The sequence below is a fragment of the Ignavibacteriota bacterium genome, from assembly GCA_016713565.1.
In the GTDB taxonomy this organism is placed as follows: domain Bacteria; phylum Bacteroidota; class Ignavibacteria; order Ignavibacteriales; family Melioribacteraceae.
This window is the reverse complement of the sequence record JADJOX010000008.1, coordinates 274,544-290,351: the sequence shown is the minus strand read 5'-3', so window position 1 is coordinate 290,351 and position 15,808 is coordinate 274,544. Positions and strand designations below refer to the sequence as shown.

The 15,808-nt window shown below is 30.1% G+C and carries 13 protein-coding genes and 1 tRNA gene; 6 read left to right on the top strand and 8 right to left on the bottom strand.

Annotated features, from left to right (window positions below; genetic code table 11):
- Positions 1–49 precede the first annotated feature (49 nt).
- From IPK06_15930 to IPK06_15915, 4 genes are all read right to left on the bottom strand, one after another.
- Positions 50–1,339: a dihydroorotase gene (locus IPK06_15930; protein ID MBK7981461.1), complete on the bottom strand. Its 1,290-nt coding sequence runs from the start codon at positions 1,337–1,339 to the stop codon at positions 50–52.
- A gap of 21 nt (positions 1,340–1,360) precedes the next feature.
- Complete coding sequence (locus IPK06_15925) at positions 1,361–2,284, bottom strand: aspartate carbamoyltransferase catalytic subunit (protein MBK7981460.1); 924 nt, start codon at positions 2,282–2,284, stop codon at positions 1,361–1,363.
- A gap of 19 nt (positions 2,285–2,303) precedes the next feature.
- Complete coding sequence (gene pyrR, locus IPK06_15920) at positions 2,304–2,846, bottom strand: bifunctional pyr operon transcriptional regulator/uracil phosphoribosyltransferase PyrR (GenBank protein MBK7981459.1); 543 nt, start codon at positions 2,844–2,846, stop codon at positions 2,304–2,306.
- Positions 2,847–3,021: 175 nt separating this feature from the next.
- Entirely contained in the window at positions 3,022–3,303 is a 282-nt protein-coding gene (locus tag IPK06_15915) for a hypothetical protein (protein ID MBK7981458.1), read from the bottom strand.
- Positions 3,304–3,608: 305 nt separating this feature from the next.
- Here IPK06_15915 and IPK06_15910 point away from each other — a divergent pair, with 305 nt between their 5' ends.
- Positions 3,609–3,890 (top strand): hypothetical protein, encoded by a 282-nt coding sequence (locus IPK06_15910; protein ID MBK7981457.1) that lies wholly within the window; start codon positions 3,609–3,611, stop codon positions 3,888–3,890.
- A gap of 62 nt (positions 3,891–3,952) precedes the next feature.
- Positions 3,953–4,249: a hypothetical protein gene (locus IPK06_15905; GenBank protein MBK7981456.1), complete on the top strand. Its 297-nt coding sequence runs from the start codon at positions 3,953–3,955 to the stop codon at positions 4,247–4,249.
- A gap of 307 nt (positions 4,250–4,556) precedes the next feature.
- On the opposite strand, the gene IPK06_15900 is transcribed toward IPK06_15905, so the two are convergent.
- Positions 4,557–5,414 carry an HDOD domain-containing protein gene (locus tag IPK06_15900; GenBank protein MBK7981455.1) on the bottom strand — a complete coding sequence of 286 codons (858 nt, stop codon included), beginning with the start codon at positions 5,412–5,414 and terminating at the stop codon, positions 4,557–4,559.
- Positions 5,415–5,526: 112 nt separating this feature from the next.
- On the opposite strand from IPK06_15900, the gene IPK06_15895 reads away from it, so the two are divergent.
- Both IPK06_15895 and IPK06_15890 read left to right on the top strand, forming a co-directional pair.
- A tRNA-Pro gene (locus IPK06_15895) sits at positions 5,527–5,600 on the top strand.
- 333 nt (positions 5,601–5,933) lie between these two features.
- Positions 5,934–6,431 carry a YajQ family cyclic di-GMP-binding protein gene (locus tag IPK06_15890; GenBank protein MBK7981454.1) on the top strand — a complete coding sequence of 166 codons (498 nt, stop codon included), beginning with the start codon at positions 5,934–5,936 and terminating at the stop codon, positions 6,429–6,431.
- Here IPK06_15890 and IPK06_15885 read toward each other — a convergent pair whose 3' ends face one another.
- From IPK06_15885 to IPK06_15875, 3 genes are read right to left on the bottom strand one after another with little or no spacing between them, the layout of a single operon-like run.
- Positions 6,432–7,700 carry an insulinase family protein gene (locus IPK06_15885; GenBank protein MBK7981453.1) on the bottom strand — a complete coding sequence of 423 codons (1,269 nt, stop codon included), beginning with the start codon at positions 7,698–7,700 and terminating at the stop codon, positions 6,432–6,434.
- A gap of 8 nt (positions 7,701–7,708) precedes the next feature.
- Positions 7,709–8,923, bottom strand: a complete 1,215-nt coding sequence (locus IPK06_15880) for an alkaline phosphatase family protein (GenBank protein ID MBK7981452.1) — start codon at positions 8,921–8,923, stop codon at positions 7,709–7,711.
- Positions 8,924–8,941: 18 nt separating this feature from the next.
- Positions 8,942–11,491: a TonB-dependent receptor gene (locus tag IPK06_15875; protein MBK7981451.1), complete on the bottom strand. Its 2,550-nt coding sequence runs from the start codon at positions 11,489–11,491 to the stop codon at positions 8,942–8,944.
- 283 nt (positions 11,492–11,774) lie between these two features.
- Between IPK06_15875 and IPK06_15870 the strand changes: the two genes are divergently transcribed.
- Positions 11,775–15,071: a TonB-dependent receptor gene (locus IPK06_15870; GenBank protein MBK7981450.1), complete on the top strand. Its 3,297-nt coding sequence runs from the start codon at positions 11,775–11,777 to the stop codon at positions 15,069–15,071.
- A 98-nt stretch (positions 15,072–15,169) separates the two neighbouring features.
- Entirely contained in the window at positions 15,170–15,655 is a 486-nt protein-coding gene (locus IPK06_15865) for an HAD hydrolase family protein (protein ID MBK7981449.1), read from the top strand.
- Positions 15,656–15,808 lie beyond the last annotated feature (153 nt).

Sequence of the window (15,808 nt, the reverse complement as noted above, 5' to 3'; positions counted from 1 at the left end):
TATTTATTTTGTATTCAGTAATAAGTTGTATTGTATAGAAAAATATACATCATATTTCAATAAAATTTCCATCTATATATATTTTAGAATTGTTTATTACCGCAATTGGTTTTCCGGTCAATAATCTTTTATCGAAGGGTGAATTTTTAGATTTTGATTTGAATTTTTTCAAATCAACTGTCCAAATCTCATTTGGATCAAAAATTGTTAAGTTTGCTTTTTCACCTGTTTTAAATTGTGGTACCGGAATATTTAATATTTTTCGTGGATTTACCGCTAATTTTTCAATAAGCATGTTTATAGACAAATGATTTTTATGTACTAATTCACTTAACGATAAACCAAGCTGAGTTTCCAAACCCAAAATTCCATTCGGCGCATATATAAATTCAGCTTCTTTCTCTTCAATTGCATGAGGTGCATGATCGCTTGCTATACAATCAATTGTACCATCTTTTAATCCCTCAATCATAGCCTTAACATCTTCTTCAGTTCTTAAAGGCGGATTCATTTTGTAATTTGAATCATACGTAATCAATGATTCATCTGTCAAAGTAAAATGATGTGGAGTTACTTCAGCTGTAACCTTCAAACCTTTTGCTTTAGCTTCTCTAACTAACTGAACTGAATTTTTTGAACTTATATGAGCTATATGAATTCTACCTCCAACATATTCCGCAACAGCAATATCTCGCATTACGGTTAAATCTTCCGCAATTGTTGGAATTGATGGAAGTCCCAACATTGTAGAAACCGTTCCTTCATTCATTGCTCCACCTGCAAGGGATTCATCTTCGCAATGTTCAATAATGGGAAGATCATACATTTTCAAGTATTCGAGTGCATTTCTGAGCAATGACGCACTTTTTACCGCAACACCGTCATCAGAAAACGCAACAACACCCGCAGTTACCAATTCTGCAATAGGAGCTAAATGTTCACCTTTTCTTTCTTTGCTTACTGCGCCAATTGGATAAACATCAACTAGATGAGTTTCGGCTTTGTCTTTAATAAAATTCACAACTTCTGCCGAATCAATTGCGGGTTTTGTATTTGGCATACAAGCAACACCTGTAAAACCGCCTGCCGCTGCTGCATTTGATCCTGTAAAAATCGTTTCGGTATCTTCTCTTCCGGGTTCTCGCAAATGAACATGCATATCGAAAAGCCCGGGTGAACAAATTTTCCCATCCAACTCAAAAACTTTCGCATTCGCCAAATCTTCTTTATTTAGATTTCCTATTTTTTGGATAATCCCATTTTCAATTAGAATATCATTTTTTTCATCAAGATTTTGTTCTGGGTTAATAATTCTAACTTTATTTAATACAATTTTCATTTTGTAATCCAATTTTAATAATTACGAATTTTTTGTCCCAAGCAAATACAAAACAGCCATTCTGACAGCAACTCCGTTTGTAACTTGATCTAATATAATTTGATACGGTCCATCTGCAACTTCGGAAGACAATTCAACTCCTCTGTTAATTGGTCCGGGATGAAGAATTAAAATATCTTTATTATTATTTTCAATTACTTCGGTAGTAATTCCAAAATAATTATGATATTCACGCAAAGAAGGAATTGTAGTTCCTGCATCACGTTCTAGCTGAATTCTTAAAACATTTAATACGTCATTTTCACTAACAGCTTTATTAATATCATGATATATTTTAATTCCGAACTGTTCAATATTTCTGGGTATCATTGTTGGAGGTGCGCAAAGCGAAACCTCGGCTCCCATTGTTTTCAATCCGAAAATATTAGAAAGAGCAACTCTACTGTGGGCAATATCTCCTACAATACATACTTTCAATCCACTTAACTTACCAAGTTTTTCCCTAATTGAATACAGATCCAACAGAGCTTGAGTTGGATGTTCGTGTCTGCCGTCGCCGGCATTAATAATAGCCGCTTTAGAAATTCTAGATAAATATAATGGAACTCCGGCTGATTGATGACGAACAACAATCATATCGATTTTCATCGCTTCAATATTTCTAACGGTATCTTTAAATGTTTCACCTTTTTTAGCGCTGCTCGTAGAAGTGGAAAAATTTAATGTATCCGCTGAAAGTCTTTTTTCTGCCAGTTCAAAAGAAATTCTTGTTCGAGTAGAATTTTCATAAAACAAATTTACAACTGTTGTTCCCTGCAATGTCGGAACTCTTTTAATCGGTCTTTCCAAAACTTCCCTAAAGGTTGTTGCGGTATCTAAAATCAATTGGATATCGTTTTTAGAAACGTCCTGCAAACCTAAAAGGTGTTTAATTTTTAATGACATTTTCCCTCTATAAAAAAAATTATTTTGGTGATTCTATTAAATAAACCGCGTCTTCATCGTCTATTTCTTTCATTTTCACTTTTACTTCTTCATTTAGCGAAGTTGGAATATTTTTCCCGACAAAGTCAGCTTTAATTGGCATTTCTCTATGACCTCTATCTACAAGAACACAAAATTGAATTGAGCTTGGTCTGCCTAAATCCATCAATGCATCTAAAGCGGCACGAGTTGTTCTGCCAGTATATAAAACATCGTCAATTAGTATTACATTTTTTTCTGAAATGTCAAAAGTTATATTTGTTACGGAAACTTCGGGCTGTTTTAATCTTGTTCTAAAATCATCTCTATATAAAGTAGCATCTAAAATTCCTAAGGGAGGTGTTTTTACGTCAATTTCAGAGATTTTATTTAATATTCTTTTGGCTAAAAATTCTCCTCGAGTTCTCATTCCAATTAAAACAATATTTTCAGAACCTTTATTTCGTTCTAATATTTCATGAGCTAATCTTGTTATTGTTCTGTTCAATCCAGATTCATCTATTACTTTTGCTTTAATATTCATATAAAAAAAATCCCCATTGACTAAAGTCGCTGAGGTCTCCTAAGTTTATGTTATTTATATTTTTCATTCCTTGGTTATCTCGCCGGATAATGTTAAAGGATTTATTTGTAAAAATAATACAAAATTTATTTTCTACAAAGCGGAATGAAATTTAAAATAAAATTTAAATTTTAAACTACCTTGATAATATTTTTTTAACTTGTCTTGTAAATTCGGTTAAAAAACCAATCCCAAATCCAATAAGTGAAAAAAATAAATCGTAAATATTGAATCCAAAGATTAATGTTGAACCAATGAAGTATGTTGAGAGTTTTGTAATAAGTATTACAGAAAAAAATATTGAAAAAAAGAAAACACCTACCAATATTGGCTTAACGAAAAATGTTTTAAATCTGCCTTTTAATTGAAAACTATCTCCAATTAAATCAAATTCAACAGTATTGCTATTTTTTTTCATTATTATGCTCCATTTTTCAGCAGAATCTTAAAAGTTAAGTAAAATTATAATCATAAAAACCAATACAAAATAAAAATATGCCAAATATCTTTTTGCATTTGTATTAGTTACTGTATTCATTTGATGTAAATCATAATATAAATTCTATAACTTACGTTAAAATAATAATTTACAAATTAAAAACAAATTTTTTTAAATATATTTTTCAAATTGAGAGAACATTATGAGAATTGCTTGTTGCGCATCACAATTTTTAATTTTTGTTACTACATATTTGGTATAGTAATAAAAACAAAAGGGAAAAAATGAACACTGAATTAGTATTTGATAGATTTGGAATGAAGTCAGCAGAAAATATTGAAGAAAAAGTAAGACTTTTCAAAAAAGTCTGCAATGATAGTTTTTTCTATTTTGGTATTTTCCTAAGTGCGTTTTTTATTATGAAACTAATTCCTTTCTTATATGGCATAATTGCAAATATTGATTTCGGTATAAATGAGGTAGTTGTTAGCTTATTAGGATTTGCTAACGTTTTCTTTATGTTTTTGATAAATAAAGTATTCCACAAAAAAACTTATGATAATTAATAATTTAATTTCCATATATTATAGAAGTTTAAAAAAAAACGGAAATATTTAAGAAACGGCTTATGCATAAACAAAATACAAAAACACAAAAAATAAATTCTGAAGGTAATTCATCTGCTACTAATCAAATAGAAAAATTTAAAACTACTAATTCCTTAAGATCTTTTTTAATTGATCATTTATCCTACGGTTTATTGGGCTTCTCTTTATTTTTTCTTTTCGCATTGTTAATAAAATTCATTTCATTTATTTTCAATTCATCGGTAAAATTTGAGATCAACTTACTTACAATTTTAATTGGCGTTGCAGGTTTTGCGCTGGCATTTGGCTTCAGTTATTTAGATTCTTTCAAAAAATAACCTGAATTTACCAGATATACTAAACTATTCACTTTATAAAACAAATAATACAATGTGTATTTTTTTATTTGAAGTTATATTTTTAATTAATTAACTTCTTTTAGAATTAATTAATTTTTCTCAAAAAGATACATTTAGTAAAAGATGAATGAAAGGTATTTAAAACAGCATGCTCTTTTTAGTTATTTTGTGATGTTATTGAAATTACATCCGGAAATTTCTAAAAGCAATTCTTTGCTGAAATTACTTTTAAACTCACTTTACTTAATAACATTAGGTCATTTTATTTTGAAACTAATTTGAATAACTAAATTCGAATTGAATCTACAGTGTCCGAAACCAAATCTGAATATTCTGAATAAAAATTAACTAAATCGTTGTGTGAATCGAAACCTAACGCGTCGCAATTATGGGTATCGAGTTGAATTCCCTGATCCCAATAACCTTTTGCGCTTCTAAATTCATTTGTTATAAAATCCGCAAGATGAACGATTGCTACTAATTCTTTATTTTCATTACTGTTATGAGGATGATGGTGATATAAAACACAATCTGTTATTGAATTTGGCAGGTTCCATTTTTTAAGCAGAAAAGCTCCAATTTCTTGATGCGATATACCAAGAGTATTTATTTCACATTCAAGAAATTTTTTATCTTCTCTTAGATTTGAAAACATAAGTTCAAATTCTTGTGGAAAATATTTTACGATTAGCTGAATTCCAATATCATGGAGTATTCCGCCGATAAATGCGTCGCCGGCTATTTCAGGAAATCCTAATCTTCTCGAAATATCTTTTGCAATTAAACCAACAGCCATTGTATGCTTCCAGTATTCTTGTTCATTAAAATTTGGAATTGGTTTAAATCTAATAGCATTAGTTAATGAAATTGCAGTAACTATTTTTTCCAGTTCACTCGAACCCATTATCATAATAGCAAATTCAAGCGTAGATACTTTTCTCAACATTCCATAAAGCGGTGAATTTGCGACCGATAATATTTTCGTTGCCATTCCTTGGTCTTTACCAATAATTTCTGAAATTTTTAAAATATTACCGGGTTGAGTCTTTATTGCACTAATTGCGTCAAACATTATTTCCGGAATTGTGGGTAAATTTTGGATATTGTTAAGTTTTGAATAAATTTGCTCTGTATTTACTTGCATTATCTCCTCTAAAATTTCTCACATCAAAATTAATTTCATTATCGTTTCAATTTTCATTTATTTTAATAAAATTAAGTCCTAAATTTCAAATGTTGATTTTAATCATATTGATCGGGGTGTGGCGCAGTCCGGTAGCGCGCTTCGTTCGGGACGAAGAAGTCGTAGGTTCAAATCCTATCACCCCGACATGAATTATGTTTTTCCATTAAATATTCTTAAAAGCTATATTGTTGGCAGGTTTTATTTGGTTACACTAATAATTTAGTTCGTGGATTTGCTGAACATAATTTCGGGCAAACTAAATCTATTGTTCTATGGAATATTATTTTTACTAAAGATTTTTTTCTAAACATGATGCTCAAAAAACTGAGTTGTTTATGAAAAAGAAAAAAATGAAATTTTCATTATTAAGTTAAATAACGGTGATTTTCAACTACCGTATTTATAATTACGGGTAACGCGTCCCAATCGAAGATCGGGAAAGTCGTAGGTTCAAAAAGAATTAAAAAGACAATAACTATGGCACAAAACTTTTCATTTGATATAGTTTCTGAAGTTGATTTTCAAGAAATTGACAACGCAATAAATCAGGCAAAAAAAGAAATTATTCAACGATATGATTTGAAAGATTCAAACACTTCTATTGATTTAAGTAAAAGTGATAAAACCATTACTTTAAACTCTAAAGATGAATACGGAATTAAAACTTCGGTTGATATTCTTCAATCAAAATTTATTAAAAGAAAAATTTCATTAAAAGTAATGAAGCTTAATGAAATTGAAAGTGCTAGCGGTGGAAGAGTAAAGCAGATAATACAACTTCAAAACGGTATTAGCAAAGAAAACGCAAAACACATTACTAAACTGATTAAGGATTTGAAACTAAAAGTTAATGCTCAAATTATGGATGAACAAGTCAGAGTTCAAGGTGCAAAAAAAGATGAATTGCAAGCTGTAATAAATTTTATACGAGATACTGACTTAGATTTTCCGATTCAATTTGTTAATTATAAATAACTATTTCTGTTTAGGAACTATTTGAAGTTCGACATAGTTATTTTCCAAAAATAATTTTGCAGCACTTCGAATATCATCACAATTCAATTTCAAATATCTATTCATATCATATTTAAATGAATTTGGTTCACCTAAATTACAGTTATAACTATTTATTTGATTTACAAGATTATCTAAATTTTGCAAAGAATATATATATGATGATTTATAACTATTAACAGCTCTTTCAAGTTCCAGTTCAGTAATTCCTTCATTAATAATCTTATTAATTTCATTAAATGTTTCTTTTTTAAGTAATTCTAAATCACAATTTAATTGAGCCGTGATTGTAATAAAAAATGCGCCGTCGTATTTTGCCGAATATTGGAATGTTGAAACATCTTGAGCAATTTGCAAATTATGAATAAGTTGCTTTTGGAGTCTTGAACTTTTAGAACCGGCTAAAATATCTGCAAGCACATCTAAAGCAGCGTCATATTCGGCATAACCTTTTTCCGATTTCCACGCAAAATATACTTTAGATAATTGAACATTATCTTCATGAATAATTTTATTTATATTTTCAAGCGTTTGAAATTCAATTTGAATTTCTTTTATTTTGTCTTGATTTGGAATTTCTTCAAAATATTTTTTGGCTAGTTTTACCGCGTTTTCTTCGTCAAAATTTCCGCCAATAACAAGACTTGCATTATTAGGACTATAATATTTCTTGAAAAATTCTTTTACATCATCTAACTCAAATTTTTCAATATCTTTCATCCAACCTATTGTAGGCCAATTATAAGGATGATTTGACGGGAATAAATTTGAAAATAAAATTTCCCAAGCCAAACCGTAAGGCTGATTGTCATAATTTTGCCTCCTCTCGTTCATCACAACGTCTTTTTGATTTTCAAGCTTTTCTTCAGTCAATGCCGGTAGTAAAAATCCCATTCTATCGGATTCTAACCAAAGTGCCAATTCCAAACTATCAGATGGTAAAGTTTCATAATAATTTGTTCTATCCATACTTGTAGAACCGTTTAAACTTCCACCAGCTTCTTGAATATATCTGAAATGCATTTCTTTAGGAACATTTTGAGAACCTTGAAACATCATATGCTCAAATAAATGTGCAAAGCCAGTTTTATTTGGAATTTCATTTGCTGAGCCGACTTTATACCAAATGTTTACCGCAATAGTCGGGAAAGAATCGTTTTTATATAAAATAACTTCTAAGCCGTTTTTTAATGTGATCTTTTTATACTCGATGTTTAATAAATCTTTCACTTAATTCCTTATTGATTTAAAATAAATTCTATTCGTTCTAATTTTCCGTCAATGTTTGATCTGGGATTAATTCCAAATATTTTTGAGAGCAAAGGATAAATATCAATATTTTGAATTGTACTTATTTGAAAATTTTTTCTGAATGCCGGTCCTTCTGCTAAAAATATTCCATGCATATCAAGTTCATTATTATCATATCCATGATTTCCTTTAGAGATTGTATTATTCATTTTTTCTAATATTCTTTTATCAACAATTGTCCATCCCAAATCAGCCATCATAAATATTGATGATAAAAAGGGATGTTTAGAGTAATGATAATATTCAGGAACTTCATCTTTGAGATAAACTTTATAATGATTTTCATTTTCTTTTAATAAACTGTAAACTTTTTTTATATCTTTTTCTTTTGGTTCAATAAACGCAAAAGTTTCATTGTTTTCAAATTTTAAATTATAATTTTTAATCAATTCTTCAATATTAATAATTTTTTCCTTTTCAATTTCTGTCATTCCATGATCGGAAACTAAAATTAAATTCACACTGTCTTTCATTTCAATTTCAATCAGTTTAGAATTTAAATACCCGATTAACGAATCCAAACGTTTTATTGATTGGTTTACTTCAAATGAGTTTGGACCAAATTCATGTCCGAATGTATCGGTATCATGAAAATATACTGTTAAAAAGTGTGGTCTTATATTTTGAGGTAAACTTAGCCAATTTATTACTTCATCTAGTCTTTCTTTATAAGGTTTACTATGATCGTAATACTCAAAATAATTCGGTCTTCTATAATCTAAATCAATATCAGAGCCGGGCCAAAAACAACTTGCTGTAATAATTCCATTTCTTCTTGCTGTTTCCCAGAATGCTTCACCTAAATACCATTTACTTTGTCTTACGCTTGCTGCATCACCTATTTTATATTTTTCACCTGTAAATGGATTTATAAAAAAATTTGCAATAATACCATGATTTTCCGGATACATTCCGGTAATAATTGAGTAATGATTTGGAAATGTTTTAGATGGAAAACAAGGTTTTAATGATTTAGCTTTTACGCCATTTTGCCGCATCATTTCCAAATTTGGAGTAATTCCCCTATCGCAGTAATCCCATCTGAATGCATCGAATGAAATTAAAATAACATAGGGTTGATTTTTCGCAATTAATGTAATCGAGAAAATAAAGATCAAAAAAGCTGTTCTTATAAATTTCATAGAATTTTAAATTATTTTTTACAACTTAAAAGATAATGAAAAATTCCACCATCTTTCTCTTCCATACCAAACTAAAGCACTTTTAGAATTATGTGCAGTTCCATCAAGCGCATCAATTATATAATCTTTATTGTTAAATATATTGAACGAGTCAAAATGTAAAATAAGTTTTTCTATGAAATGGGTATTTAAATTTAAAATTGCGGAAATATGCAAATCAGCAATAAAATAATTTGGTAGCTTCCATGAGTTAACACCTTCATCGGATTTAAAACTTCTTAAGTTTGGATTGAAATCCGCAAAGTGATTTCCATAAAATTTTACTATCGGATTTATTCTTAGTGAAAGATTTTTAAAAATATTGTTTTCATATTCAGCACTAAATAAAGCTGTAGTCATTGGAGATCCGCCGACATAAACATTCTTTACATACGATGAAACAATTGATTTTTGTGTAGGATCTGATTCCGGAGCCACGACTGCAAAAACATTATCTGTCCATTTATTAACAGCATTTGAAATCATCCCTTCAAATTTTAATGATGAATTCATTCTCCAAGTTGTAGATAATTCAATACCAATATGTCTTGAAGACGCACCTGATAAATTAAAAAAATAAAATTGGTTTGTGTTAATATCGCTTATTGTTTCACTTAATGCTTTATCTTTCCACAAAGTATAATAGATATTTGAATTAAATTTAATTTCAGAAGTTTTTAATCCATATCCCATTTCTACATTGAATATTTTTTCGTTTTTAACATTTTCATATTTATGATTTGTATAATCATAAACATTTTCCGCTAATGGTGCTTTTGAAAAATATCCAATATTAAAAAATAAATTGTTCACATTATCCAAATTGTAGTTGGTCCCAGATTTAATCGTATAACCAAAAATATCAAACCAGTTTGTTTCTCTTTGAGAATCATTACTAAGATAATTGAAATAATCTAGTCTTTTATATCCCGTTGATGAAACTGAAATATTAGCATATAAAAGAATATTATTCAATTGAATTTCGTCTTGAACAAATCCGCCGAATTGTCTAACATAACTATCCGCATCATAATCTACTTTATCGCCTTTGAATAATAATTTTTTTACATCCCAATTAACATTGCTGCTTCCTATAGTATAATCACCTCCTAACAAATTGCTGACTTCTCTATAGTTTTGGGCAGTATAATATCTTGCGTCAAGACCAGAAGATATTTCCATATTATCTTTTTTAAATCTAATATTTGAAATCAGTCCATACCAATTATGCCTATGAACAGTAAATCTTAAAGCGTTTTCCGTAAAATTTAATTTGGGATCAAAATTTGTATTAATATTATTTGAATTTTTTATCCATTCACCGTTAAAATCAATTAGTCCATTTTCAGTCCTGTTAAAATTAACCCAAGGAGGAACAGTTCCGCCGCCGTCTCCATAAGAATAATACATAATATTTGAAAGAATCCAATTTTCATCAATCTGCCAATTATGATTTAGATTAAATGTTGGTTTATGAAAAACATTATCTCTTAAATTCAACGGTTTTCCATTTAAATATCCCCAATCAGAATTAAAATTTTTACCACGAGCTTTCCATTCATCGATTGTAAGCATTGTAAGACGCTGGCCGTGTTCCTGTGATGAACCAATAGCTTGAAGTTCTAGCGAATGATTTCCATAAATTCCGCCAATAGCCAAATAATATGAGATTTCATCTACCCAAGTTTGATCTGCAAAACCATTCCAATTTTTTTTCGATAAAAAACCAGTAAGCGATAAATTCTTATTAGATAAAGTTTGAGAAAAACTGAAAGTTTTCTTTTGAAAATTTTCTGAACCTAATTCAATACTAAGTTTAGCAAAATTTTCTATTGAATAAATTCCTTTTGTTAAAAAATTAACAGAACCACCAACTGTAGAAACTGAAAATGGATTTGAACCTAAACCTCTTTGAACATTTATTCTTTCAAGAACATCTCCAATTCCTGCCCAATTTGACCAATAAATTTCTCCATTTTCAGGGTTATTAACAGGAACGCCATTTAACATTACAGCAATATTTGTATGATTAAAACCGCGTATTGAAATTTTATAATCACCCATACCACCGCCAAGAGAAGAAACAAAAATACTTGGCGAATTTTCTAAGATAAATCCTGCGTCTCTATTCCCAATTAAATTTTCTATTTGATTTTCTTCAATCTCATAATTTGCAACCGGTGTTTTTCTAAATTTTGGAAGCGAAGCAATTACAGTTGTTTGTTCAAGCAATATTTCTTTGGGAATTAATTTAACTGATATTTTTTTCTTTGGAGGAATTTCAATTTCTTTCGTAATATCTAAATATCCAAGATGTGAAAATTTGACGAGAAAATTACCTTTTTGAGAAAAGGCTAAAGAAAAATTACCACTAGAATCGGAAACTGTACCAATATTAAGTTTTGGCACATATATATTTGCAAATTCAATAGGTTTATTATCTAACGAATCTCCAATAACTCCAACAAATGTAAAACTTTGTGAAAAAACTTTGGATGCCAGCAAAAGAATAAATAATGCTTTTTTCATTTTTGAACTTTCTTACAATCATATTCAATTTCCAAAAAACCGAAAATCGTATAAATTATTGACAAAACACTTAAAAATTAAAATTACAAATTAAAAACCAGTTATAAAATTATTACAATTATTTTGAAATAATTAATTTTTTTTTGACAAATGCAATGTTAAAAAATTATTAAATCTATTTTTTATTTTGGAAAGGACAACATTTTTACAAATATTTAAGTATACAAATCATAAAAAGTCGCAAGATTTATCAAATTATTACCTAACAAAATAGGAGATATTTATGCCTCAAAAAAAATACTTTAAATTAACCTTAATACTGATAATTCTGTTTAGCTTTGGTTCGCTATTCGCACAGGTTACAACTTCGTCTATTAACGGATTAGTAACTGACGGCGACGGAAATCCGTTACCAAGCGCTAACGTTATTGCAGTTCATACGCCTTCAGGAACAACATATGGTGCTTCAACTCGTTTAGACGGAAGATTTTTTGTAGCTGGTATGAGAGTCGGAGGACCTTATAAAGTTACAGCATCTTATGTTGGATTCAAAAATCAAGTAAAAGAAAACGTTTATCTTAACCTTGGTGTATCAACAGATATCGATTTTGTTATGTCGGATGAAGGCATTCAATTAGGTGAAGTTGTAGTTGCCGGCGAAAGAAACGCTATTTTCAGTTCTGAAAGAACAGGGGCTGCAACAGCCATTACAAAAGAAGCAATAAAAGCTTTACCTACAATTACTGGTAGAATAGGTGATTATGCTCGTTTAACACCGCAATTCAGCAGAGCAGGTGTTCCTGATGGAAGCGGCGCTCAAGGTTTTTCATTTGCTGGACAAGATAACCGTTATAACAATATAGCCGTTGACGGTTCATATTTCAACAATTCATTTGGTTTAGCCGGTCAACCTGGCGACAGAACAGGTGTAGCGCCAATTTCAATGGATGCTATTGAACAATTACAAGTAAATATTGCTCCTTATGATGTTAGACAAGGCAATTTTGTCGGTGCCGGTGTTAACACAGTTACAAGAAGTGGAACAAACGACTTTTCTGGTACAGCATATTACAAATTCAGAGATGAAAGTTTAGTTGGTACTAAAGCCGGAGATATTGATTTCAATCCCGGAACTTTTAATTATAAGCAAGTAGGTGTAAGTTTAGGCGGTCCTATCATAAAAAACAAATTATTCTTTTTTATGAACTTTGAGAATGAAGCACTTACAACACCTGCTACAACTTTTACTGCAAACAACGGAAGTGATCCTGTTGCAGGAAATATGACTAGAGTTTTAAAGTCAGATTTGGATAACTTAAGTTCTTATTTAAAACAAAATTTTGGATACGAAACCGGTGGATATCAAGGATATGATTTTGAAACACCGGCAACTAGATTTATTGGAAAATTAGATTATAATATTAACGAAAACAATAAATTAAGTTTACGTTATACACATTTAGATTCAGAAACTGATGTGCTTATGTCTAACTCTTCATCATTAGGATTTGGCAGCAGAAGAACAAATTCAAACTCTATAAACTATGAAAGTTCAAACTACAGTATTTTGGAAAATATTAGATCAATTGTTGGTGAATTGAACACAAGAGTTGGCGATAATATGGCTAATAATTTGATTGTTGGTTATACCTACCAAGATGAAAGCCGTGGTTATAAGAGTGATAAATTATTTCCAATGGTTGACATTTTAAAAGACGGATCTAACTATATTTCATTTGGTTTTGAACCATTTACACCAAATAACGAACTAAGATATAAAACTTTCCAAATTCAAGACAACTTCTCAATTTACGGTGCAAATCATAATTTTACATTTGGATTTAGTTTTGAATATTACAAATCGGAAAACGTATTCTTCCCTGGATCACAGAGTGTTTATGTATATAATTCCTTGGATGATTTTTATGCCGACGCAAATTCATATTTGAACAATACAGCTTCACCAGTTACCGTTAGAAGATTTCAGGTAAGATGGTCAAATATTCCTGGTATGGACAAACCGGTTCAGCCTCTTGAAGTTAACTATGCGGGACTTTACGGTCAAGATGATTGGCATTTAAATAAAGAGTTGAAATTAACCTTAGGATTAAGAATTGACGTTCCTTTCTTTGGTAATACAGGATTCGATAATGCTCAAGCTGATGCGCTGAATTTCAAAGATGAAGATGGAAATACAGTTCACTACTCCACAAGCAAATTACCTAATGCAAACCCATTATTCTCACCAAGAATTGGTTTTAACTGGGATGTAAATGGAAGTAAGGCAACACAGGTAAGAGGCGGAACAGGTATCTTTACTGGAAAACCTGCATATGTATGGATTTCAAATCAAATTGGCAATAATGGCGTGTTAACAGGTTTTGAACAACAGGATAATACTACTGCAAGATCTTTCAATCCTGATCCTAACCATTATAAACCTACTTCAGTTAATGGTGATCCGGCATCAAGTTATGAGTTGGCATTTACCGATGAAGACTTTAAATTTCCGCAAATTTGGAGAACAAACTTAGCTGTTGATCAAAAATTACCATTTGGTTTAATTGGAACTGCTGAAGCAATTTACGGAAAGGATGTAAATGGCGTTTATTATATAAATGCAAACTTAGCCGATCCTAATACTTATTTTACCGGTGTTGATAACCGTGCAAGATGGACAACCAGCAATAGAATTAATAGCAATATAGCCAATGCAATAGTACTTAAGAATCAAGATGTTGGTTCATCTTTAAACCTTTCTGGTTCAATTGAAAAACCATTTAGCGATAATTGGTTTGCAAAAGTTGCTTACAGCTATGGTTATGCAGAAAATACAGTTGACGCAGGTTCAATAGCTTTTGGTTCATGGAATAACAATCAACATAGCGGAAATCCTAATGATCCAGGTGTTGGATATTCAAACTATTCACCGGGAAGTAGAGTTTTTGCAGCTGCTTCATATAGATTAGAATATTTTGATTTTGGCGCTACAACTTTCTCATTATTCTGGGATGGATATACTCCAGGAAATGCAAGTTATGTATTCAGCGGTGATATAAATGGTGACGGCGGTACAAGCAACGATCTTATTTATATTGCTAACGATAAATCAGAAATGAATTTTGTTGACATTGTTGATAATAGCAATAATGTTCTATTTTCTGCTAGCCAACAAGCTGATGCATGGGATTCATATATTGAACAAGATGATTACTTAAGCGAACATAGAGGTGAATATGCTGAAAGAGGTGCTGCATTCTTACCAATGGTATTTAGAGCAGATTTCAGCGTTACTCAAGAAGTGTTTATGGAATTATTAGGTGCAAAGAATTCATTGCAATTTAGAGTTGACTTCTTAAACTTCGGAAATTTACTCAATCCGGATTGGGGTGTAAATCAAAGATTTACAACTACTACTCCATTAGTTGTTGTAAAAAATGCTTCTGCTAATGCTGAAGGTGAAGTTCAATATCAATTGGCAAGAACAGGCGGTAAATTAATTTCTGAGACATTCCAGCCAACTGCTTCAATTGACGACGTTTTCAGAATTCAATTATCAGTAAGATATAGCTTCAATTAAAAGTTTTTTTAGAAACTTTTTTAAGGCTGCAAAATATTGCAGCCTTTTTTTTTATATTTAGTATTCATTGAAACCAACAATTTTAAATGGGTTTATAAATGGAAAAATTAAAGTCTCTTGACATCAAATTAGTTATTACAGATGTAGACGGAGTGCTTACTGATGGAGGATTGTATTATACAAATGATGGATTGATAATGAAAAAATTTAATGTAAAAGACGGTATGGGAGCAAGAATAATAAAAAATTTTGGCATCAAAACAGCAATTATTTCAACCGATACTTCTGAGGTTATTAGAGTTCGCGGAGAAAAGATGAATATTGATTATTTATTTTTAGGAATTTGGGATAAAGAAAATAAAATGAAGGAAATTTGTGAACTTGAAAATATTCTACCAGAAAATGTTGCCTTTATTGGTGATGATGTGAATGACATAGGTATTATAAATGAAGTTGGATTTTCTGCTTGCCCAGTTGATGCTGTAGGTGAAATAAAAAATAGAGTAGACTTAGTTTTGCAAAATAAAGGTGGAGAAGGAGTATTTAGAGAGCTTATCGATCTAATTTTATCCGCAAAAAAATAAATCGATAATTACATTTTTTACATATTTCTTATAAACTAACAATAATCAAAATTTTTGCGAATATATTAATAAAATTTTTGATTATTGTAAAAATCCTATTTATTACATATTGACTATTATTTTTTTAAATAATGATATAAAAATTTTGTTCGA